Genomic DNA, 21,318 nt, shown 5'->3' with positions numbered 1-21,318 from the left:
TAAACTTGTTAAGACTTATTTGGGCAATATTTTATTAATTATTAAAATGAACAATAAAGTAAGAACATTAGCATTATATTTATTAAGCACAGCATCTATTAGTCTAGGAAGTACTATGACTTACGCTGGGCAAATTTATATCTATAAAGATAGTAACGGTGGCACGCTGCTTACTAATCGTAAAAGTTCAGATAAATCTTTAACTAAAGTCAAAGCCACATATTATCCTGACAGTAATATTCATAGTTATAGTAACTGGGGCAGTTCAGAATCTTCGGTTTTGCCTAGTTATAGTCGTAATCGCAATGCATTTGATGCTATGATTCGCCAAGCTGCCCAAACGCATGGGGTTTCAGAAGGTCTCATTAAAGCCGTGATGCATACTGAATCTGGCTTTAACGTCAATGCACGTTCACCCGTCGGTGCGCAAGGCTTAATGCAGCTGATGCCTGCAACTGCACGTCGCTTTAATGTCGCAAATGCTTATGATCCGCAGCAAAACATCATGGGCGGTGCCAAATATTTAAGCTGGCTACTCAAACGCTTTAATGGCAATACGTCACTGGCGCTCGCTGCATATAATGCTGGCGAAGGCAATGTCGATAAATACGGCGGTATTCCTCCCTTTAAAGAAACCCAAGACTATGTACGTCGTGTCAGCAGTCGTTATAGCAACCTGTATTCAGGTGGTCTGATCAGCAGCGGCAGCAGTTCAGGACAAGTCCTTGCACAATCTGTCAACTACACCCCACCAGCTCAAGCGGAATCTCTTCCGAGCACACCTTCAAGAAGTAGCACCCAGCGTCAAATTATTATGGCGGCAGATGGCAGTTATACCGATGCCCCAAGATCTGGGAGTTACTCCACAGAACATGCGTCGGCATCTGCACGAATTTATTGAAGTGAAATTCGTTATTTTTTGCGTCTAATTACGTTTTTTTCTTGAATTTTTGCACTATTCACCGCATATTGATCCTGATGATTTATAAGTTATAAATCAGATTATATTTCTATATTAAGAGGATTTTCTCAATGATGCGGATTGGTTTGTTCTTGCTAACCAACCTCGCGGTACTGGTTGTAGCTGGCATTATTTTGTCACTCTTCGGTGTCGGTAGTTACCATGGCGCGGGTGGCTTGAATCTAGGCAACCTTTTAGTCGTCTGTTTCGTGTTTGGTATGGTTGGCTCTTTAGTGTCTCTGTTCATGTCGAAATGGATGGCGAAAAAAACAACTGGCACTGAACTTATTGACCCTAATGCTCCACGTAGCCAAGCAGAAGTTTGGTTGCTACAAACAGTTGCGGAATTGTCTCAACGAGCTGGTATTAAAATGCCAGAAGTGGGGATTTTCCCATCTTACCAATCCAACGCATTTGCAACGGGTTGGAATAAAAATGATGCGCTCGTTGCTGTTTCGACAGGTCTACTTGAGCGTATGAACAAAGATGAATTACGTGCAGTACTGGCTCACGAAATTGGTCACGTTGCCAATGGTGATATGGTGACACTGGCCTTGATTCAAGGTGTCGTGAACGCCTTCGTGATGTTCTTTGCGCGTGTAGTTGGTGATTTTATTGACCGTAACGTTTTCGGTCGTGAAGATGGCGAAGCTCCTGGCTTGGCTTACTTCGGGATTACCATTGTACTGGATATCGTATTTGGTATTTTAGCGTCTGCCATCGTGATGTGGTTCTCACGTCATCGTGAATACCGTGCCGATGAAGCAGGTGCACGTTTAGCGGGTAAACAAGCCATGATCTCTGCGCTACTCCGTTTACAAGCAGAATCAGAGCTTCCAGACCAAATGCCGAAAGAAATGAAAGCATTCTCAATTGCGGAAGGTAAAGAACAAGGCTTTAGCTTAGCAGCCTTATTCCAAACTCACCCATCGATTGAACAACGTGTAGCAGCCTTACATCAATTAGACTGCGCATAAGTTTAAAGATTCAAAAAAGCCTCCGACATGGAGGCTTTTTTATTGGTTTAATCACCCATTTTGAAACCACGACCATACTGCGGTAAAGCCATACCAAGAGGCCACGAACAGCAAAACAATCACCAGTAGACCAATCAAATCGGGAATATGCAGCCATAGCCAAGCAATCACAGGCTGTCGCCAAAATGCTGAAGACTGCTGCTTCTGTTCCAACTTTTCATGCAAATAAGGATGTTCAACATGTTTCGTATCACGGATCTGATACTCCTCTCGAATATGCTCATGCACAATATCCAGCGCTTTACGGCTGGGACGTATAAAAATATCAAATACGGTGCCTGCAATCGGAATAAAGCCCACCACCAGATCCATAGCTGCGAGTTTATACACCACATTTAATTTCTGCTGCGGCACCCCAATTTGCTTGGCTTTATACACCGCATAACAGGTTAAGGCAAAGCCTGCGATATCCCCAGCCACTGGAATGGTCCCTAAAGCCGCATCGGCGCCTACCCCTTGCTTGGTAAATGGAATACGTATCAGTGAATCCATCAGATTGGCATATTTCGCTAAATCACGCTCTAAACGAATCACTTCTTGTGGTGTTTTTCTTGTCGATAAAGGCTGCTCAGGCATATGTCTGTCGATAGGCTGTTGATTTCACTACAGCTTAAAGCATTTTGATTGTTGAATAAGTAACAAAGGGTTATTCAAAACTATAGACATTTCAATCTCAGAGCATCCGACTCATTGACTCAAGTACCTTCAAATGAAATCTCACACATCTCATTTCAGATCGAGACTTATCCTGAAACCATTTTCAAGATAAGCATCTTCATGCGGTCAATCATCCAAGCTAAGCCATCAATTTAGCTCAGAGCACTAAAACTCCATCACTTATTGAGATTTAGCCTCAGATGACTTTCCTGCAAAAAGTGAACGAATCAGGACATACATAAAGGGAATAAATATCAGCACCAGAACCGTACCAAAAATTACACCACCCAGAACACTCACCCCAATTTCCTGACGACTTGCCGCTCCCGCACCGAAGGCAAAGACTAAGGGAATCACGCCCGCACCAAAAGCCAAAGAAGTCATTAAAATTGGACGCAAGCGCAAACTTGCACCTTCCATCGCGGCCTGTATCACCGTTAAACCGCGTGTTTGCGCCATTGAGGCAAATTCCACAATCAAAATGGCATTTTTACAGGACAAACCAATAGTGGTCAGCAAGGCGATCTGGAAGTAAATATCATTCGGAAAACCTGTCCATGCACTAAACAGGATATTGCCCCCAATCCCCAAAGGAATGGCACTCATCACCGCTGTAGGAATCGTCCAGCTTTCATATAAAGCCGCTAGACATAAGAAAATAAATCCAATCGAAACCAGATATAACCACAAGGCTTGATGACTGGATTTCTGCTCCTGAAACGACAGTCCGCTCCATGCCAAATCTATATCAGGTTGCTGTTCGACTAACTTCTGAATGTCTCCCATCGCGACACCTGAACTGACATGCTTGGCAGTATCGGCTTCCATTTCCAGTGCAGTATAGCCCATAAAACGTTTCACCACCTCAGGTCCACCACCCCAATTCACATTGGCAAAACTCGCGAAAGACACCATCTGATTGGCATCATTACGGACATACCATTGCTGTAAATCTTCAGGTTTGGCACGGAATTCGGCATCGCCCTGCATCATCACCCGTTTCACCCGTCCACGGTCAATAAAATCATTCACATAAGCCCCGCCCCATGCTGCGGATAAGGTACTGTTAATTGCCGATTGTGACAGACCTAAAGCCATGGCTTGTTTTTGATCAATCTTGACTTGTAACTCTGCCTTATCAGGATTGGCCTTGTTATCTAGGTTCTTAAAACTCTTATACTGCTCTGCTGCAGTTTGTAGCTTTTTAAATTCGGCATCTAAAAACTGGCGGCCATTGCCATTAATATCGCGGATCCAGAACTCCAAACCATCGGTTTGCCCCAGCCCACTTACCGATGCAGGCATGTTGACCATAATCTTGGCATTGCGGTTCTGACGGAAATGCTGCATCGCGCGTTCTCGTATGGCTTGGGCGGAGTTGGATTGACCACTCCGTTCATCCCAATGCTTCAATGCAATAAAACCCTGACCTAAATTCTGCCCAGTGCCTGAATAATTACGTCCATAACGCACCATCACCAAATTGACATTGTCTTTTTCTTGAGTCAGGAAATATTGACGAATTTCTTCCCCCACTTCGCGACTTTTAGACATCGGCGCGCCATTGATCAGCTCAAACTGCACGCTCAACATGCCCTGATCTTCACTCGGAATAAAGCTGGTCGGCAAGGCACGGTAGAACAAGGCGAACACGGCAATTAGCGCAGTAAAGACCACCAAGCTGATTCGCTTATGCTTCATGGTCAATTGCGTCAATTTAAGATAATGAGCTTTTAACTGCTCCAATTTTTGATTAAACCACAGCGCCCATTTTTTCTGTTTGTGGCTTGGCTGTAAGATCAAAGCACACAGCGCTGGCGTTAACACCAAAGCCACCATGAGCGACAAGGCCATTGCAGCAACCAGCGTGATGGAGAACTGCCGATAAATCACCCCTGTAGAGCCACCAAAAAATGCCATAGGAATAAAGACTGCAGTCAGTACCAAAGTAATGCCAACGAGTGCTCCACTAATCTCCTGCATCGATTCGACCGCAGCATCTTTGGCAGAGAGTTGTTGCTCATGCATCAGACGCTCAACATTTTCGACCACCACAATTGCATCATCCACCAATAACCCAATCGCCAAAACCAAAGCAAACAAGGTCAGCGTATTGATGCTCATCCCGAGGACATACAGCACTGCCATGGTTCCCAAAATCACCACAGGTACGGTAATGGTCGGAATTAAAGTGGCTCGCCAATTCTGTAAAAACAGGAACATCACGATAATTACTAAAAGCACCGCTTCAAATAGGGTCTTCACCACTTCCTTAATAGATTCTTGCACAAACGGCGTATTGTCCCGTGGATAGACAATTTTATAACCCGCTGGTAATTTACTGGATAAATGCTCCACTTCAGCTTTAATCAAGGCAGAGGTCGCCAGAGCATTGGCACCTGAAGATAGAGAGATCCCCATGCCTGCGGAAGGATAGCCATTAATGGTATTAAAGGATTGATAGTTTTCCGCACCCAGTTCAATGCGCGCCACATCCTTTAAAAAAACAAAACTCCCATCTCGATTCGACTTGACAATAATCTGTTCAAATTCAGGTACGGTTTTCAGACGTGAGCCTGAGGTCACTTTGGCATTTAGATATTGATGCTCGACTGTTGGTAAATCCCCAATGCCCCCCGCAGCCACTTGGGTATTCTGTGCTTCTATCGCTGCACGAATATCAGACGGCATTAAACTATATTGCTTCAGCTTGGCTGGATTGAGCCAGATACGCATGGCATATTGTGAACCAAAGACATCGACTTCACCGACTCCTTCAATACGGGCAATGTCCTGTTCCAAATGCGTCATCATGTAGTCGGACAATTCAATATTATCGCTACGGCCTGAGGCATCATATAAGCCAATCACCATATGGGTATCCCCCAATGACTTATACACGTTCACGCCTTGACGTTGCACATCTTCTGGTAAACGGCTGACCACACCATTAATCGCATTTTGTACCTGAACCTGAGCAGTATCTGGGTCTGTCCCATTATCAAAACTGATGCTAATTCGACTGCGTCCAGAAGAATCACTACTAGAACTAAAGTACAGGAGATGATCAATACCTTTAATTTGCTGTTCAAGAACTTGCGTGACACTTTCTTCAACGGCTTCTGCAGCCGCGCCTGTATAAGTGGCGCTCACGGTAATTCGCGGTGGTGCAATGTCGGGATAACGTTCAACAGGCAGATTCAGAACGGAAAAAAGCCCCAAAGCCATGACAATAATTGCAAGAACACCTGCGAAAATGGGACGTTGTATAAAAAACTTAGACAACATAGGTCTGCGCCACTTATCTAGAAGAAGTAAAAAGGAAGAATCGAAAAAACTAGCAAATTTGTGTTGATATTCAATGACTCAACTTTAAAACACAATCATTATTAACATAGTTACGGATGTATTGATCAATTATGGAGAAATTGTGAAGATGAGGTTCGGCTTCAATTACTATCCATCTCATCAAGTGATAAGCTGAAATACTGAATTTTGCAGATGCATATTTCTGCTAAAGCCACTTTCTCAGGATTTTGAATGATTCAAAGTCGATGAAAAAGCATTCTTGTTGGCTCAAATAAATTGCCACTTTTGGCGCATTTGCTGAGCAAAAATCCATGTTAAACTTTGTAACTTAGAACTCGGTATTTTTAAGCCGATTTTAATGTTTTAGCGCTATTCTTCACTTATCTGAAACGACTTAATCCATCATGAGCGAATATTCTCCCCTCAAAGGTAAAACTGGTCTAAAACGTATTTTAAATGCGACCAGCTATTCAATGGCGGGCTTTAAAGCCGCTTTCCAGCATGAAGCGGCTTTTCGACAAATTATTTATATTAATCTGGTACTAATTCCGATTACTTTTTTTCTTAATGTCAGTCGCAGTGAACAAGCCGTTCTGATCGCTGTCTGTTTATTGGCAATCATTGTCGAACTTTTTAACTCTGCCTTGGAAGCGATCGTCGATCGAGTTTCTTTAGAACGGCATCCGCTTTCTAAAAATGCCAAAGACATGGGCAGTGCAGCGCAATTCGTCGCCCTAAGCATAATTGCCATAACCTGGGGACTGATTTTATTAGCTTAAGCTGTAATTAAGGGATATGTTCAAAATCTAGGGTTAAGCCTGCCAATAGACGAAATAACTCAACTTGGGTTGAGCAATGGGTTTTGGCAAAAATATATTTGATATAGGTGCGCACAGAACTGAGTGTCAGTGAACACTCTATGGCAATTGCCTCGAGGTTGTATCCATTCACAAACAGTTCACAGATTTTGATTTCACGTTGTGACAACTGATAGTGCTGTTTTAAAAATTCATGTGCCAGTTGATACTGCTTATCTGGTTCGGTCAAAAACACTGCAACTTTCTGTTCCATCACCTGCTCATTCAGCATCTTTTGCCAAACACTGGAAAAGGGCACCACACTGAGCATTAACGGTTGTGACTTTTTACTGAGTCGAATCGGCAGTACCCCGCCAGCCTGTGCATCCGCATGCGTCTCTTTTGAGACATCTTGAAAAAGTGCACTGGCTATATATTGTTCTAATTTGGCTTGATCTGCACTGGTTGCTTTAAGTCGGTTAAAATGGTCGAGACTGAGTTCTTGGTGAGTTTCTAAAATAGCTTGTGCCTTGGCATTCGAATAAACCAAACTGGCATTGGCATCCAATAAAATAACCCCCGTTTTTAATGCATCAAATAGCTTATATAAATCCAGATTTTTCTGTTGTACCAAACTGAACTGACGGTGAATTTGTAAGGCACGTCGAAAATGTTTGGCTAATCTTTTTAATAGTTCCGTTTCTGGTTTTGCATACATCTGGACATTGTCTGCCCGATGAATCCCCAAGACCGCCCAGCGATATTGCCCCGTTTCTAAAAGAATCCCTTGTGCTGAACCAATCCCTGAAGGGGCTACACATTTTTCATAAAAGGTATATTCATCACTGTCTTGTCTGGCTGCATAAGCGGTCCAGTCTAAGACCACAGGTTCCCCTAGCCCTTGCTGCTTCAAAATCGGGGCATGCAGTTGCATATCGATCATTTGAATTTTTTCGTCGTGATAGGCGGCTAAAGCGGCTTCAGAAATGTTATGGGTAAAGGTGAAATTGAATTTGAGATTAAGCTGATCAATGGCGGTAAAAATAGCACTTTGACTGCCCGTATAGTGCACCAGCCGCGTCAGTACTTGCTGCCACAATTCAGGATGCATGGTCGCTTCATAAATCATTTCGACCATTTCATGTTCTTGCTCCATTTCCCTCTCCCCAGAAGCAAAAATGATTGATTAATCACCTTAATGATTTGTTTTTTATAATTTTTTCTTGATGAATATTTTTCTGACTCAATTATACCGACAAAAATAAAAAATCCCCACAAAAAGTGGGGATTTTTTAGATTGGTAAAGCTAAGCTGATGATTACATCATGCCGCCCATACCACCCATGCCGCCCATATCAGGCATCGCAGGTTTGTCTTCTGGAATTTCAGTGATCATACATTCAGTTGTCAACATTAAACCAGCAACAGAAGCAGCGTGCTCAAGTGCAGAACGCGTTACTTTAGCTGGGTCAAGAATACCCATTTCAAGCATGTCGCCGTACTGAGAAGTTGCAGCGTTATAACCGAAGTTACCTTCACCATTCTTCACAGCATTAATCACAACTGAAGGCTCATCACCCGCATTCGCAACGATTTGACGAAGAGGCGCTTCGATTGCACGACGTAAAATGTTGATACCTACATTTTGGTCGTCATTCGCACCCGTCACACCGTCAAGTGATTTCGCTGCACGTACTAACGCAACACCACCACCCGCAACAACACCTTCTTCAACCGCAGCACGAGTTGCATGAAGCGCATCGTCAACACGGTCTTTCTTCTCTTTCATTTCAACTTCAGTCGCAGCACCGATTTTAATCACTGCAACACCGCCTGCTAATTTAGCAACGCGTTCTTGAAGTTTTTCTTTGTCGTATTCAGAGGTAGATTCTTCAATTTGCGCACGGATTTGAGTCACACGCTCAGAGATTTGAGCTGCATCACCAGCACCATCCACAATTACAGTGTTTTCTTTAGACACAGTAATTTTGTGCGCAGTACCTAAATCTTGAAGAGAAGCTTGTTCTAAAGACATGCCTACTTCTTCAGAAATTACAGTCGCGCCAGTCAAGATTGCGATGTCTTGAAGCATTGCTTTACGACGGTCACCAAAGCCAGGTGCTTTAACCGCACATACTTTAATAATGCCGCGCATGTTGTTCACTACAAGCGTCGCTAACGCTTCACCTTCAACATCTTCAGCGATGATTAAAAGTGGTTTGCCAGTTTTAGCAACGGCTTCTAAAACAGTGATCAACTCACGGATGTTGCTGATTTTTTTGTCAACCAACAAGATGAATGGGTTTTCTAATTCAGCTGTTAAGGTGTCTTGTTTGTTCGCGAAGTATGGAGAGATATAACCGCGGTCAAACTGCATACCTTCTACAACGTCAAGCGCGTCTTCAAAGCCTGAACCTTCTTCAACAGTGATTACGCCTTCTTTACCAACGCGTTCCATTGCTTGAGCAATGAGTTTACCTACTGTTTCATCAGAGTTTGCAGAGATTGAACCCACTTGCTCAATCGCTTTAGTATCAGATGCAGGTTTAGCCGTTGCTTTAATGTCTGCAACAACTGCACGTACTGCGATGTCGATACCACGTTTCAAGTCCATTGGGTTCATACCCGCAGTTACTGATTTGATACCTTCATTTAAAATGGCTTGAGCAAGTACAGTTGCAGTCGTTGTACCGTCACCCGCGATGTCATTGGTTTTGCTAGACACTTCACGTACAAGTTGAGCACCCATGTTTTCAAACTTGTCTTTTAAGGTGATTTCTTTCGCAACAGATACACCATCTTTAGTGATGTGCGGCGCACCGAAAGAACGGTCGATCACAACGTTACGGCCTTTAGGACCTAAAGTTACTTTTACAGCATCTGCAAGTACGTTAACGCCTGCAATCATTTTTGAGCGAGCTGAATCACCAAATTTTACGTCTTTAGCTGACATTTATAGACTCCGAAATATTTTAATCTTTACTAATCTGATATTGAACGAGTAAGGACGAATTAGCCTTCTAAAACAGCTAAAATGTCAGACTCTTTCATGATAAGAAGTTCTTCACCTTGTACTTTTACAGTTGTACCTGCATAAGTACCGAACAATACTTTATCGCCAACTTTTACGTCTAAAGCGCGAACACCGTTGTCCGTGATTTGACCATTACCTACAGCAATAATTTCACCTTGTGCTGGCTTTTCAGCTGCAGAACCTGGCAATAAGATACCGCCAGCGGTTTTCGTTTCTTCTTCAACACGACGAATAACTACGCGATCATGTAATGGACGAATGTTGCTCATAAATAACTCCATCAGACTAAGTCTATTAAGATGACTGATGACGACTTATTTATTCCTTTGGTCATCATCAAAATGAATTTAGATGACACTTTTGTGGGGATGGAAAAGAGCGCTTCAAGGGCTGCATTTAAAAAAAAGCATCTTTTTTGTATTTTTTTTATCCATTGCGAAAGATTCGTTGTTTAATTCATCAAATTAGAGCAACTCAAATCGCGCTTGCTGCAAATTAAATTGATAATGTCGGACATCAGCCTGCTTATCAATCACATTAAAACTATTGCTCAACGCATGGTGCAAACGATACGAGGTTGCCGTTCCTGCATGTATATCCAAGACTGGATGCCCAGCACCCAAATGATATATAGAGTTTAAATCGAACACTGCCGATTGATGTAGATGTCCATGTAGTAATGCCTTTAACCCACTCTGACTCCAGACTTCCAGTGCCATCCGCCCCAGTAAAGGACAATCTTTAATACCATGTGGATCATCTGGTGGGGTATAAAACGGCTGATGTGCTGCAATGATTTTGATTTTATCTGCAGGTGCCTGTTTTAAAATCTGATCGATCTGCTGGATTTGCTCCAAGGAAATATGGCCCCGCGTATGATAACGGCGACGGATACTGTTTACCCCAATCACATAAAAATGTTCAGTTTCTAGGGTCATTTCCATATTGCCGAAAAACAGTTGGTAACGGGTAAAGGGATTAAAGATTCGATCCCAGACATGGTACAGCGGAATGTCGTGATTGCCTGGCACTACTATATACGGGCAATTCAAACTGTCCAAAAATTGTTTACAGTGAAAAAACTCACGATAACGTGCGCGCTGGGTTAAATCACCACTGACCACCACCAACTCGGGTTGTTGTTCACGGCAAAATTCCTGAATGGCTGTCAGACACGCAGGGCGCTCTGTGCCAAAATGCAGATCAGACAGATGCAGCAGCATAAGGCACCATCATATTGACTGCATTTTTTTCTACTGAAATATGCAAAGGCGGACGCATCTCCACAATTTCACCATCTATTGCGACGGTAAGTTTGTCACGTCTAGAATAAACTTTCACCTTATCTGCGGAAAAACTATAAACATTCGGCGCTTTTTCTAGCTGACCACGGATCAACTGTAAAAGCATACGAAATAGCGTCTGCTTATCACTTTTTGCAACCACCACGCCTGCAACTTGCCCCTGCTCTGCGCATTTGGCTATCCGCAATTTCATTTCTTCTAACTGCAACTGGTTATTGCCAAAAAAGATGAGCGGTGTTTTCACAGGATAGGTTTTTCCATCAACCTCAACTTCAAGTTTTAACTCTTTACGGTCTCGGATCAGCACTGCTAAACCCGAAGTATAAGCATGCAAAGGAAAACGCCCGAACTTGGCATTGTACTGTTCACGACGTTGAATAAATAAAGGATATAAACCTAAGCTTGCATTGTTTAAGTAAATTTGATCATTAATTTTTGCAACATGAATCGGACGTTGTTTCCCCGTGGCAATCACTGCTGCGGCTTGCATAATCTCAAGCGGAATATTTAACACCCGAGCAACATAATTGAATGTGCCTAAAGGAAGAATCCCTAAAGGAATATTACTGCCTATTAACGCTTTTGCAACCGCGTTTAAGGTGCCATCTCCCCCAGCGGCAACTATTACTCCTTCAGCATCTGCAGATTGATGACGTTGAATAATTGATTGCATCAAAGCAGAAAAATCTTTTTGTTCACCCAGCTCGAAAGCCTGAATTTCAAAACCGTGTTCAGTGAAATATGTCAGCAATTGTTCGTAGACTTCTTCTTTATTGCTGGCATGAAAACCAGAGCGTGCATTGTAAATAATGGAGAGAGGTTTTAAAGTCATGCAAGCGATTCACTTCTATGAAGTATTTGCTCTAATTTTGTCCAATTTATCATCAATTAACAATGCCCTTATGCAAAATTCAAATTACCACCATTTATTTAATCAATAATAATTCTCATAAAAAAAATACTCATAAGTTATTGTAAATAAACAAAATAATTAAAATAAATAATCCTCATAAACAAAATAAATATAAAAATCAATTCAACTCAACAAATTTAAATAATTGATTTATATAATAAAAACTAAAGTCCAATACAAATTATCAATAGCTACAAGTAGATAGGGGTGTCTTATTTTTTTCATCGTTTTGTGCTTTAATACTGCCACTTTTTTTTACTTTCATCTAGGTAACCTGATTACTTAGATTGTACTTTGTACAAAATTTGTACACTTTTAAGATAGGCCTCACCATGACCCAAGTGAACGCACCAGAATTCGTTCGTCACCCTAAGCTTATTGCATGGGTTGAAGAAATTGCGAAATTAACCAAACCAGCAAAGATTGAATGGTGTGACGGCAGCGAAGAAGAATATCAACGTCTTATCGACTTGATGATCGCTAACGGCACTATGCAAGCTTTAAACCAAGAAAAACACCCTGGTTCTTATCTTGCAAATTCTGACCCTTCTGACGTTGCTCGTGTTGAAGGTCGTACTTATATCTGTTCTGAAAAAGAAGAAGATGCTGGTGCGACAAACAACTGGGAAGCTCCTGCAGAAATGCGCGCTCGTCTAAATGGTTTATTTGACGGTGCTATGCAAGGTCGTACAATGTACGTTGTTCCTTTCTCTATGGGTCCTTTGGGCAGCCACATTGCACACATTGGTATCGAATTAACAGACTCTCCTTACGTTGCTGTAAGCATGTCTAAAATGGCACGTATGGGTAAAGCCGTTTATGACGTTCTTGGCACTGATGGCGAGTACATTCCTTGCGTACACACAGTAGGCGCTCCGCTTGCTGAAGGTGAAAAAGACGTTGCATGGCCATGCAACCCTGAAAAATACATCGTACATTACCCAGAAACTCGTGAGATTTGGTCTTACGGTTCTGGCTACGGCGGCAACGCATTATTGGGTAAAAAATGCTTAGCTCTCCGTATTGCATCTGCAATGGGTCGCGAACAAGGCTGGTTAGCTGAACATATGCTGATCCTTGGCGTGACTAATCCACAAGGTGAAAAACACTACATCGCAGCGGCATTCCCATCTGCGTGTGGTAAAACCAACTTTGCTATGTTGATTCCACCAGCAGGCTACGAAGGCTGGAAAATTGAAACTGTAGGTGACGATATTGCTTGGATCAAACCAGGTGAAGATGGTCGCTTATATGCAATTAACCCAGAAGCTGGTTTCTTCGGTGTTGCACCTGGTACAAATACCAAGACTAACCCGAACTGTATGGCTACACTTCACAAAGACGTGATCTATACCAACGTTGCTGTAACTGACAATGGCGAAGTATGGTGGGAAGGTCTTTCTAAAGAAGCACCTGCCAACCTGACCAACTGGAAAGGTCAACCGCACACAGGTACTGAAAAAGCAGCTCATCCAAATGCGCGCTTTACTGTTGCTGCAGGCCAATGCCCTTCTATTGACGCTGACTGGGAAAATCCAGCAGGTGTGCCAATTTCTGCCTTCATCTTCGGTGGTCGTCGTGCAGACACAGTTCCATTAATCTCAGAAGCATTTGACTGGGTTGATGGCGTGTACAAAGCTGCAACCATGGGTTCTGAAACTACTGCTGCTGCTGTTGGTCAACAAGGTATTGTTCGTCGAGATCCGTTTGCTATGCTTCCGTTCGCGGGTTACAACATGGCAGATTACTTCTCTCACTGGTTAGAACTTGGTGAAGAAGTTGAAGCGAAAGCGAAAGCTGCTGGCAACAAACTTCCTGGTATCTACAACGTGAACTGGTTCCGTCGTGATGCTGAAGGTAACTTTGTATGGCCTGGTTTCGGTCAAAACATGCGTGTTCTTGAGTGGATCATCGACCGTTGTGAAGGTCGTGCAAGCGCTGTTGAAACACCAATTGGCTTAGTACCAACTTACGAACAGTTAAACTGGACGGGTTCAGACTTCACCAAAGAACAGTTTGAGCTTGTAACTTCTCAAGATAAAGATCAATGGATCAAAGAAATTGAGAGCCACACAGAATTGTTCAATCAATTAGGTGATCGCCTACCAGCAGCACTAAAAGCGCGTCAAAACGAACTTTTAGCTGCGGTTAAAGCAGCAGTTAAGCAATCTGCTTAATTCAGCTAAAATAAAAAAGGTCGCATATGCGGCCTTTTTTTATTCTCGTCTTTTTTAATCCCCACTACGCTGCCTTTTCTTGTGCACGACGCTTATGCAGCTTAACCAGATATTCATCCAATTGAGCAATCTGATCTTGGCTAAATTTCAAATAAAGTTTGCTACGACGTTTTAAAATATCTTCACTACTTACCGCCCATTCCTGAGCCACCAGATAATCCACTTCTTGTTGATACAACCCATGTCCAAAGTGTTGCCCTAATGCCGCAATACTTTCACAGCCATTCAACATTTTCCAGACACGCGTACCATAACCATGGATCCAGCGCTTCGCAAGTAATGGCGGGACCTCTGGGATACGCTGCTGTAACTCATCAAGCAAACGTGTCTCATCGAAAAAGTTTTCCCCACCAGGCAATAATGCTTTTGCCGTCCAATCAGGTTTCAACTTGTGAAAGAATGGCTTGAGTTGGTGCATGGCAGATTCCGCCAATTTACGATAAGTCGTGAGTTTTCCACCATAGACTGAAAGCAGCGGCGCAGGTTGCTCTTGAGAAAGCACCAAGGTGTAATCGCGAGTCATGGCAGATGGATTATCCGATTCATCATCACACAAGGGACGTACGCCTGAATAGGTTGCAATAATATCCTCACGGGTCAGTTGCTGCTGGAAATGACTATTCATAACCTTCAATAAGTAATCAATTTCGCCTTCAGTAATTTCTACCTGATCTGGATTCCCCAAATAACGCTGGTCTGTGGTGCCAATTAAGGTGTATTCATCCAAATACGGAATCGCGAAAACAATACGTTGATCATCATTTTGTAGAATAAAGGCCTTATCTCCAGCATAAATCTTCGGCACAATAATATGACTGCCTTGAATCAATCGAATCATATAAGCGGCTTTCATCTGCAAGTCTTGCTGGATAAATTCAGTCACCCAAGGTCCTGCTGCATTCACCAATACTTTGGCATGCACCGTAAAGTTACTCTGTGCATTTTGTAGCTGTACCGTCCACGCATTTTGTTCGACCTGCGCAGCAAGACAACGTGTACGTGTTTGAATACTTGCGCCATGCTCACGCGCTTGCATGGCATTCGCAATCACAAGACGTGCATCATCTACAGCACAATCTGAATACTCAAATCCTTTCACTATTTCTGGCTTGAACAGACTGGTTTCCGGATCGAAATCCACCAAATTCGAGCCTGCTAACTTTTCCCGCTTACCCAAATGATCATAGAAAAACAAACCCGTCCGAATCAGCCATGCGGGACGTAAATGTGGACGGTGCGGCATAATAAAACGCATGGCACGAATTAGATGTGGTGCCTTTGCCATCAGCACTTCTCGCTCCGCCAAAGCCTCTCGAACCAAGCGAAACTCTTTATGCTCTAGATAACGTAAACCACCATGAATTAATTTACTGCTAGCAGAAGAAGTGTGACTGGCTAAATCGTCTTTTTCACACAACAAAACAGATAGACCTCGCCCCGCAGCATCGGCAGCAATACCAACACCATTGATCCCTCCACCAATCACCACTAGGTCATATGTACGATGTTGATCCATATTCAGGTTCCTCCTATTCTGCGTGCTTTAAGCAACATTTATTTGTTATTTATTCTTTCCTCAATCCTAACAGAAAACCTCAATCCCCTGAGATGAATTGTCCAACCAAGATGGTTAATTTGAATTAATTTGTCTCAAAAGCTTTCTCTTGCTCAGCCACCGTTGATATTCACCATCTGCCCAGTATTTATACGATTCATCACTCAACCTAAGACTAATGTCGAATGCAGACTCACTCGCATCGGCGTATAAAAGATATGTGAAAAGTAACATATCTCCCCTTTTTCAAAATACATATTTTTAAGTTTTTCTCTCCCATCCGAAGAATTTAAAAGAATGTGTTTTGCCGCAGCTTTGGAATTTCCTGTGTCAAACTCATCCCCACAAAGTGCTCAGACGCCATTTGATCGAAAAACGCGTTTTAAATCCATTTTAGGTGGTTCAGCTGGCAATCTGGTCGAATGGTACGACTGGTATGTTTATGCAGCCTTCACCTTGTATTTTGCCCCTGTTTTCTTCCCTGAAGGCAATGAAACCGTCAAGCTATTACAAGCAGCAGCCGTATTTGCTCTGGGCTTCCTCATGCGCCCTATTGGTGCTTGGATTATGGGCATCTATGCCGATCGTAAGGGGCGTAAAGCAGGCTTAACACTCTCTGTATCCTTGATGTGTATCGGCTCATTAATGATTGCCTGCGCCCCATCTTATGACACTGCTGGTATGTTAGCTCCCGCAATTCTCTTGTTTGCACGACTCTTACAAGGTCTCAGTGTCGGTGGAGAATATGGTTCCAGTGCAACCTATCTGACCGAAATGGCAGGTAAAAACCATCGTGGATTTTTCTCTAGCTTTCAGTATGTGACCTTAATTTCTGGACAGCTGATTGCGCTGTGCGTACTGATTATTTTGCAACACACGCTTTCAGAAGAAGCCCTGCATGCTTGGGGATGGCGTATTCCCTTCCTAATTGGCGCCATGCTGGCGATTGTGGTGTTCTGGATTCGTCGTGGCTTGGTTGAAACCCAATCTTCCAAACAAGCACAGGAACAGGCCAAACAAGGTGGACCAAAATCTGGTGCGATTGAATTATTCACCAAACATCCCAAAGCAGCTTTTACCGTGATTATGCTGACGGCTGGCGGAACACTTGCCTTTAATACCTTCACCACTTATCTACAAAAATACTTGGTGAATACCTCTGGGTTTGACAAAAGTACCGCCACTGAAATTACCACGGCAGCCATCTTTATTTTTATGTTGATTCAACCCGCGGTAGGTGCCTTATCCGATAAAATCGGACGCAAGCCAATTATGATTGCCTTCGGTATTTGCGGGGTATTGTTTACCGTACCGATTTTCAATCGGTTGGGTACCACCACAGATGCCACCACCGCATTCTTGCTGTGTATGAGTGGCATGATTATTGTCACAGGATACACTGCCATTAACGCTGTCGTAAAAGCAGAATTATTTCCACCACATATTCGCGCCTTAGGTGTTGCGCTACCTTATGCGATTGCCAACACTATTTTTGGCGGTACAGCAGAATTAGTGGCCTTAAGCTTTAAAAATGCAGGGCATGAAAGTTACTTCTTCTACTATATTACGTTCATGATTGGTCTCTCACTGATCACCTATGTCTTTATGAAAGACACCAAAAAACATAGTCTGATCACTGACCATTAAACACTAAAAATAAGCACGGACGGCCCGCCTTTATTTTGTTACAGGCGGGTCGTTTTGCTTTGAACTACATCGTTATTTTCACAGGCTTATGGCATACTGTGCGCAAGAATAAAACACGGAACTTTCACGATGAAAAAAACGTTTCAATTTTTAGGGCTTGGTTTTATCGCTTTGGGACTTGCAGCCTGCCAAAGCACCCCCCAACAGTATAATGGTCAAGTCGGTTACCGTGTAGAAAGCCAAACTGCGGACTCAGCAACCCTCGCCTATACCCTTGCTGGTCGTCAAAATCAGGACTTGGATGCGAAGAAACTGCAACGTGCCTGCCAAAAAGTTTTAGGCACCAATAAAACCTTTAAACTGCAAATCTTAAGTGTGAATGAAGTCGCGAACCCAGCCGCCATCACTACTGACAGTTATGCTCGCCAAATTGGTAACTCACGTACTTCTATTGGTCTAAGCAATACGCCAGACCTGCATAATGGTGAAGATTATGCGACACGTCAGGCTTTAGAGGCCCGCCCAAGTACTTTGCGTATTGTGCGTTATAGCTGCTCATAAAACATCATGTTATAAGACGCTATGCATTATAGCGTCTTATAAAAACTGACATTACGAAACTCTTTCGCTTCATCTAAATCAGGCCAAGTTGTCGCGCTACGTTCCTCAATTTTCATATATTGGGGATGACTAAAGTTTTTCACGCGACTATCTGCCACCCAAACTTCGGGGGCAAAGTTTAAGAATTCATCTAGAAAAAAGCGGTTACATTGGTCATATAAGACATCTGCTGCCAACAACACATCGACCTGTTCCGATTGATACAAATCATCCAAATATTCCAATTCGACCTGATTTAAAATCGCATTCTCCTTGCACGATGCCAAACTCACTTTGTCGATATCGCAGCAAATGACACGTTTCGCACCCGCCATTTTGGCAGCAATCGCAACTACACCAGAACCTGCACCAAAGTCCAGCACGACTTTATCTTTTACATGATGCGGCTCGGCCAATAGCCACTGTGCCATTGCCAGCCCCGAAGCCCAGCAAAAGATCCAGTACGGCGTTTCATTCCAAATACGACGAATCACCTCATCATCTAGCCGATCTGTCGGAAAAACAGGAGGAATCAACCACAAAGAAATGGGGGTTTCTGGCAACTGTTGTGCCAATAACTCCGCCTGAGGAATCACCTCATGCAGTGCATCCAATAAATGTTGTGGTGCTTTCGCCATTTGAAAAGTACAACTCATTAAATTTATACACCTTTAACACTATGCAAAATATGCATCGTTCAGCAACAGCGAGTCGTATTGAAACTGCCATTTAAATACAGATCACCGCTGTCACTTGAATCAACAGATCAGGCGATCATAATCCAGCTTCAAGTGACTGAAAAGTAATAATCCGCATAGCAAAACTGCACCATCACTCAAGGTGGTATGAACAGAGGATTTTAACTAAGCTAAAATTCGCCTAGATGAAATTTCTCCCATAAAAAAAGCTGTATAGTTTTATATGCTATACAGCTTTTTAAAAGCACATTTAAAGCATTAGCCTAATGCTTTCTCAGCCGCTTCCACTGTTTGACGAATCAAAGTCGTAATGGTCATTGGACCTACACCACCTGGAACAGGCGTATAAGCAGATGCAATCTCTTCAATACCCACCAACTGGATATCACCTACACCACCGCCATCACGTGGATGGAAGCCAGCATCAACTACAACTGCACCTTGCTTGATCCAGTCTTTTTGAATCAATTCGGCTTTACCCACGGCACCCACAATAATATCGGCTTGTTTAACAAACTCAGCAAGGTTTTGCGTACGAGAATGGCAAATCGTTACGGTAGCATTTGCTTCCAATAACATCGCCGCCATTGGTTTACCCAAAATTGCAGAACGACCTACAACCACAGCATGTTTGCCTGCAATTTCAATGTTGTTTGCTTTAAGGATTGTCATGATGCCTGCTGGAGTTGCAGAACCATATGCCGCCTCACCCATTGCCATACGACCAAAACCAAGGCAAGTCACACCATCCACATCTTTTTCTAAAGCAATGGCATCGAAACACGCACGCTCATCAATTTGCGCAGGCACTGGATGCTGCAACAAAATACCGTGCACATCTGGATTCGCATTCAATTTTTCAATTTCAGCCAATAATTGCTCGGTTGTGGTCTCTTTCGGAAGCTCAACTTTTAATGAATCCATACCTACACGACGGCAGGCATTACCCTTCATACGCACGTAAGTCGCTGATGCGCCATCGTCACCGACCAGAATCGTTGCCAAAATTGGGGTACGACCTGATTTTGCTTTTAACGCTTCAACACGTGTTAACAAGTCAGTTTCAATTTGTTTAGCCAACGCACGACCATCTAAAACTAATGCCACAGCACATCTCCAAGGTAGATATGAATCAATTTTGCAAATAATACATGATTATTTAGGCAAATTTATTCTACATGCTGATTTTATGTGCATATGCACGATTTAAAGTATTGTAATTTTTTTAAAGGTTGCTAATATGTGCATCAACAAGACATGGCGGGGTGGCAGAGTGGTCATGCAGCGGACTGCAACTCCGTGTACGCCGGTTCGATTCCGACCTCCGCCTCCAATCTTGTTAAAACGCCCGGGTGGTGAAATAGGTAGACACAGGGGATTTAAAATCCCCCGCCCTCAAAGCGTGCCGGTTCGAGTCCGGCCCCGGGCACCATTTTAATACTTCTTAAAATGGTGTAATAAAAATCCAGCGAAAGCTGGTTTTTTTATGTCTAAAAACTCCTCCTGCCTAATCCGTAAATCAAGCCAGCAAAGTTAAATTTCAAATAGTACTGCGTTGTTTATACCGTTAATGCTTGCTGCATATAAGCTTTTAACTCTCGAAAGAAATCCTCTTTTAAGCTACTCGGCTCCAGAATTTGTACATAGGGAATCCAGTAACGTACAAAAGGCAGTAATTGCTTCGGATGAGTAATAGAAATTGACAAGTGTAAATTGCCATTTTCCATTTCTTTCAGAATGGTCTGTTGAGGAAATTGCTTTTTGAATTTGAAAAAAGAAGCCACTTCAGCATCAACCAGCAAATGCACTTCCTGCTTTTCTTTCCCAAACCAAATACTCTGCTCCTGTTCAAGCTGCTCTTGAATTGCTGCACTTTGCTCGAATAACGATAACTCTTGTAGAGGATTCATCAATTGAATGCGACCTAAGCGATACGCTTTTAATTGATCATCATCGACAGCTGCCAGATACCAACTGCCAAAATGATGAATAAGGCGATAAGGTTGTACCCGTCGATATTCATTGCGATATAAAAACTCAACTTCACGTTGTTCCTGAATCGCTTTGGAAAAATACTGGAATAGCCCGAGAAACTGTGTCGCATCTTCAAAGCTATAGCCTTTTGCCATATAGGTTTTCTGCGCCTGATTGCCGAATAACTCTCGTAGGAATGGCAATTCAAGGCTGGGAAACAAACTCCCAATCCCCGATAGCTCAGCAAAACTCTGTACATCCTGCGCTCGAATGCGACCTGAATCATGCTGCTTTAAATAATACTGTTTCGATTTCTGATCATGAACCAACGGCAAATGAATACTTAAGCGATCGAAATCTCGCACGATCGTTCGCGGACTGACGGAAAACTCTTGAGCTAACAATTTGGCATTTAACTTTTGACCATTATTCAATTTAATTACAATACTGGCCAAGCGTTCCGCTAATCGCTCATGAGAAGAAGCTTGACGCTCCATAAAAAAACACCCTTACCCACAAAATTATTATCAAGTCATATTTAATTCATTTAGTATTTGCTCGGCTTAAAATCCAAGCATCGTTTTATTTATGAATA

Annotated in this window: 17 protein-coding genes and 2 tRNA genes; 8 read left to right on the top strand and 11 right to left on the bottom strand. The window is 42.9% G+C overall.

Features of this window, described 5'->3' with window-relative positions:
• Positions 1-46 precede the first annotated feature (46 nt).
• Positions 47-901: a lytic transglycosylase domain-containing protein gene (locus ACWQ4X_RS03785; RefSeq protein ID WP_457902774.1), complete on the top strand. Its 855-nt coding sequence runs from the start codon at positions 47-49 to the stop codon at positions 899-901.
• Between the two features lie 131 nt (positions 902-1,032).
• Positions 1,033-1,938, top strand: coding sequence for a protease HtpX (gene htpX / locus ACWQ4X_RS03780; RefSeq protein ID WP_100243211.1), 906 nt, complete (start codon positions 1,033-1,035; stop codon positions 1,936-1,938).
• A 51-nt stretch (positions 1,939-1,989) separates the two neighbouring features.
• Here the strand turns inward: htpX and ACWQ4X_RS03775 are convergent, their stop codons facing one another.
• The gene (locus tag ACWQ4X_RS03775; protein WP_457902773.1) at positions 1,990-2,574 is read right to left on the bottom strand and encodes a DUF4112 domain-containing protein; all 585 of its coding nucleotides are present in this window, start codon (positions 2,572-2,574) and stop codon (positions 1,990-1,992) included.
• Positions 2,575-2,835: 261 nt separating this feature from the next.
• On the bottom strand, positions 2,836-5,943 hold the full coding sequence (locus tag ACWQ4X_RS03770) for a multidrug efflux RND transporter permease subunit (protein ID WP_457902772.1): 3,108 nt from the start codon (positions 5,941-5,943) through the stop codon (positions 2,836-2,838).
• A gap of 425 nt (positions 5,944-6,368) precedes the next feature.
• Between ACWQ4X_RS03770 and ACWQ4X_RS03765 the strand changes: the two genes are divergently transcribed.
• Positions 6,369-6,743 carry a diacylglycerol kinase gene (locus ACWQ4X_RS03765; RefSeq protein WP_100243214.1) on the top strand — a complete coding sequence of 125 codons (375 nt, stop codon included), beginning with the start codon at positions 6,369-6,371 and terminating at the stop codon, positions 6,741-6,743.
• A 7-nt stretch (positions 6,744-6,750) separates the two neighbouring features.
• Here ACWQ4X_RS03765 and ACWQ4X_RS03760 read toward each other — a convergent pair whose 3' ends face one another.
• The 5 genes from ACWQ4X_RS03760 to ACWQ4X_RS03740 all read right to left on the bottom strand — a co-directional run bounded on the left by ACWQ4X_RS03760 (position 6,751) and on the right by ACWQ4X_RS03740 (position 11,931).
• Positions 6,751-7,917: a LuxR C-terminal-related transcriptional regulator gene (locus ACWQ4X_RS03760; protein WP_457902771.1), complete on the bottom strand. Its 1,167-nt coding sequence runs from the start codon at positions 7,915-7,917 to the stop codon at positions 6,751-6,753.
• 162 nt (positions 7,918-8,079) lie between these two features.
• Positions 8,080-9,714 (bottom strand): chaperonin GroEL, encoded by a 1,635-nt coding sequence (groL, locus tag ACWQ4X_RS03755; RefSeq protein ID WP_457902770.1) that lies wholly within the window; start codon positions 9,712-9,714, stop codon positions 8,080-8,082.
• Between the two features lie 59 nt (positions 9,715-9,773).
• Complete coding sequence (locus tag ACWQ4X_RS03750) at positions 9,774-10,064, bottom strand: co-chaperone GroES (protein ID WP_016167026.1); 291 nt, start codon at positions 10,062-10,064, stop codon at positions 9,774-9,776.
• A 195-nt stretch (positions 10,065-10,259) separates the two neighbouring features.
• Positions 10,260-11,018, bottom strand: coding sequence for a metallophosphoesterase family protein (locus tag ACWQ4X_RS03745; protein ID WP_457902769.1), 759 nt, complete (start codon positions 11,016-11,018; stop codon positions 10,260-10,262).
• Positions 10,999-11,931: a diacylglycerol/lipid kinase family protein gene (locus tag ACWQ4X_RS03740; RefSeq protein WP_457902768.1), complete on the bottom strand. Its 933-nt coding sequence runs from the start codon at positions 11,929-11,931 to the stop codon at positions 10,999-11,001. Before ACWQ4X_RS03740 ends, ACWQ4X_RS03745 begins: the two co-directional genes overlap by 20 nt.
• Positions 11,932-12,344: 413 nt before the next feature.
• Here ACWQ4X_RS03740 and ACWQ4X_RS03735 point away from each other — a divergent pair, with 413 nt between their 5' ends.
• Entirely contained in the window at positions 12,345-14,189 is a 1,845-nt protein-coding gene (locus ACWQ4X_RS03735) for a phosphoenolpyruvate carboxykinase (GTP) (RefSeq protein WP_100243219.1), read from the top strand.
• A gap of 64 nt (positions 14,190-14,253) precedes the next feature.
• Here the strand turns inward: ACWQ4X_RS03735 and glpD are convergent, their stop codons facing one another.
• Entirely contained in the window at positions 14,254-15,765 is a 1,512-nt protein-coding gene (gene glpD / locus ACWQ4X_RS03730; RefSeq protein WP_457902767.1) for a glycerol-3-phosphate dehydrogenase, read from the bottom strand.
• Between the two features lie 366 nt (positions 15,766-16,131).
• Here glpD and ACWQ4X_RS03725 point away from each other — a divergent pair, with 366 nt between their 5' ends.
• Positions 16,132-17,451, top strand: coding sequence for an MFS transporter (locus tag ACWQ4X_RS03725; RefSeq protein WP_457902766.1), 1,320 nt, complete (start codon positions 16,132-16,134; stop codon positions 17,449-17,451).
• Positions 17,452-17,580: 129 nt separating this feature from the next.
• Positions 17,581-18,012 (top strand): hypothetical protein, encoded by a 432-nt coding sequence (locus ACWQ4X_RS03720; protein ID WP_457902765.1) that lies wholly within the window; start codon positions 17,581-17,583, stop codon positions 18,010-18,012.
• A 26-nt stretch (positions 18,013-18,038) separates the two neighbouring features.
• Here ACWQ4X_RS03720 and ACWQ4X_RS03715 read toward each other — a convergent pair whose 3' ends face one another.
• A complete protein-coding gene (locus ACWQ4X_RS03715; protein ID WP_457902764.1) occupies positions 18,039-18,707 on the bottom strand; it encodes a class I SAM-dependent methyltransferase in 669 nt (222 codons plus the stop codon).
• A gap of 300 nt (positions 18,708-19,007) precedes the next feature.
• Positions 19,008-19,856 (bottom strand): bifunctional methylenetetrahydrofolate dehydrogenase/methenyltetrahydrofolate cyclohydrolase FolD, encoded by an 849-nt coding sequence (gene folD / locus ACWQ4X_RS03710; RefSeq protein WP_457902763.1) that lies wholly within the window; start codon positions 19,854-19,856, stop codon positions 19,008-19,010.
• Between the two features lie 152 nt (positions 19,857-20,008).
• Between folD and ACWQ4X_RS03705 the strand changes: the two genes are divergently transcribed.
• A tRNA-Cys gene (locus ACWQ4X_RS03705) sits at positions 20,009-20,082 on the top strand.
• A gap of 13 nt (positions 20,083-20,095) precedes the next feature.
• Positions 20,096-20,181, top strand: a tRNA-Leu gene (locus tag ACWQ4X_RS03700).
• 127 nt (positions 20,182-20,308) lie between these two features.
• On the opposite strand, the gene ACWQ4X_RS03695 is transcribed toward ACWQ4X_RS03700, so the two are convergent.
• On the bottom strand, positions 20,309-21,220 hold the full coding sequence (locus ACWQ4X_RS03695; protein ID WP_457902762.1) for a helix-turn-helix transcriptional regulator: 912 nt from the start codon (positions 21,218-21,220) through the stop codon (positions 20,309-20,311).
• Between the last annotated feature and the right edge of the window lie 98 nt (positions 21,221-21,318).

This window comes from Acinetobacter sp. NigerLNRRAM0016 (genome assembly GCF_054112845.1).
Note: the sequence above shows the minus strand (reverse complement) of the source record. Positions and strands in the feature narration are given on the sequence as shown.

Excerpts from the sequence above, each read along its gene's own strand:
- ACWQ4X_RS03740 (WP_457902768.1), bottom strand. The coding sequence starts at position 11,931 with ATGACTTTAAAACCTCTCTCCATTATTTACAATGCACGCTCTGGTTTT.
- ACWQ4X_RS03695 (WP_457902762.1), bottom strand. The coding sequence starts at position 21,220 with ATGGAGCGTCAAGCTTCTTCTCATGAGCGATTAGCGGAACGCTTGGCC.
- ACWQ4X_RS03765 (WP_100243214.1), top strand. The coding sequence starts at position 6,369 with ATGAGCGAATATTCTCCCCTCAAAGGTAAAACTGGTCTAAAACGTATT.
- ACWQ4X_RS03745 (WP_457902769.1), bottom strand. The coding sequence starts at position 11,018 with ATGCTGCTGCATCTGTCTGATCTGCATTTTGGCACAGAGCGCCCTGCG.
- ACWQ4X_RS03760 (WP_457902771.1), bottom strand. The coding sequence starts at position 7,917 with ATGGAGCAAGAACATGAAATGGTCGAAATGATTTATGAAGCGACCATG.
- glpD (WP_457902767.1), bottom strand. The coding sequence starts at position 15,765 with ATGGATCAACATCGTACATATGACCTAGTGGTGATTGGTGGAGGGATC.
- ACWQ4X_RS03775 (WP_457902773.1), bottom strand. The coding sequence starts at position 2,574 with ATGCCTGAGCAGCCTTTATCGACAAGAAAAACACCACAAGAAGTGATT.
- ACWQ4X_RS03735 (WP_100243219.1), top strand. The coding sequence starts at position 12,345 with ATGACCCAAGTGAACGCACCAGAATTCGTTCGTCACCCTAAGCTTATT.
- groL (WP_457902770.1), bottom strand. The coding sequence starts at position 9,714 with ATGTCAGCTAAAGACGTAAAATTTGGTGATTCAGCTCGCTCAAAAATG.
- ACWQ4X_RS03715 (WP_457902764.1), bottom strand. The coding sequence starts at position 18,707 with ATGAGTTGTACTTTTCAAATGGCGAAAGCACCACAACATTTATTGGAT.
- htpX (WP_100243211.1), top strand. The coding sequence starts at position 1,033 with ATGATGCGGATTGGTTTGTTCTTGCTAACCAACCTCGCGGTACTGGTT.
- ACWQ4X_RS03785 (WP_457902774.1), top strand. The coding sequence starts at position 47 with ATGAACAATAAAGTAAGAACATTAGCATTATATTTATTAAGCACAGCA.
- ACWQ4X_RS03720 (WP_457902765.1), top strand. The coding sequence starts at position 17,581 with ATGAAAAAAACGTTTCAATTTTTAGGGCTTGGTTTTATCGCTTTGGGA.
- ACWQ4X_RS03750 (WP_016167026.1), bottom strand. The coding sequence starts at position 10,064 with ATGAGCAACATTCGTCCATTACATGATCGCGTAGTTATTCGTCGTGTT.
- ACWQ4X_RS03770 (WP_457902772.1), bottom strand. The coding sequence starts at position 5,943 with ATGTTGTCTAAGTTTTTTATACAACGTCCCATTTTCGCAGGTGTTCTT.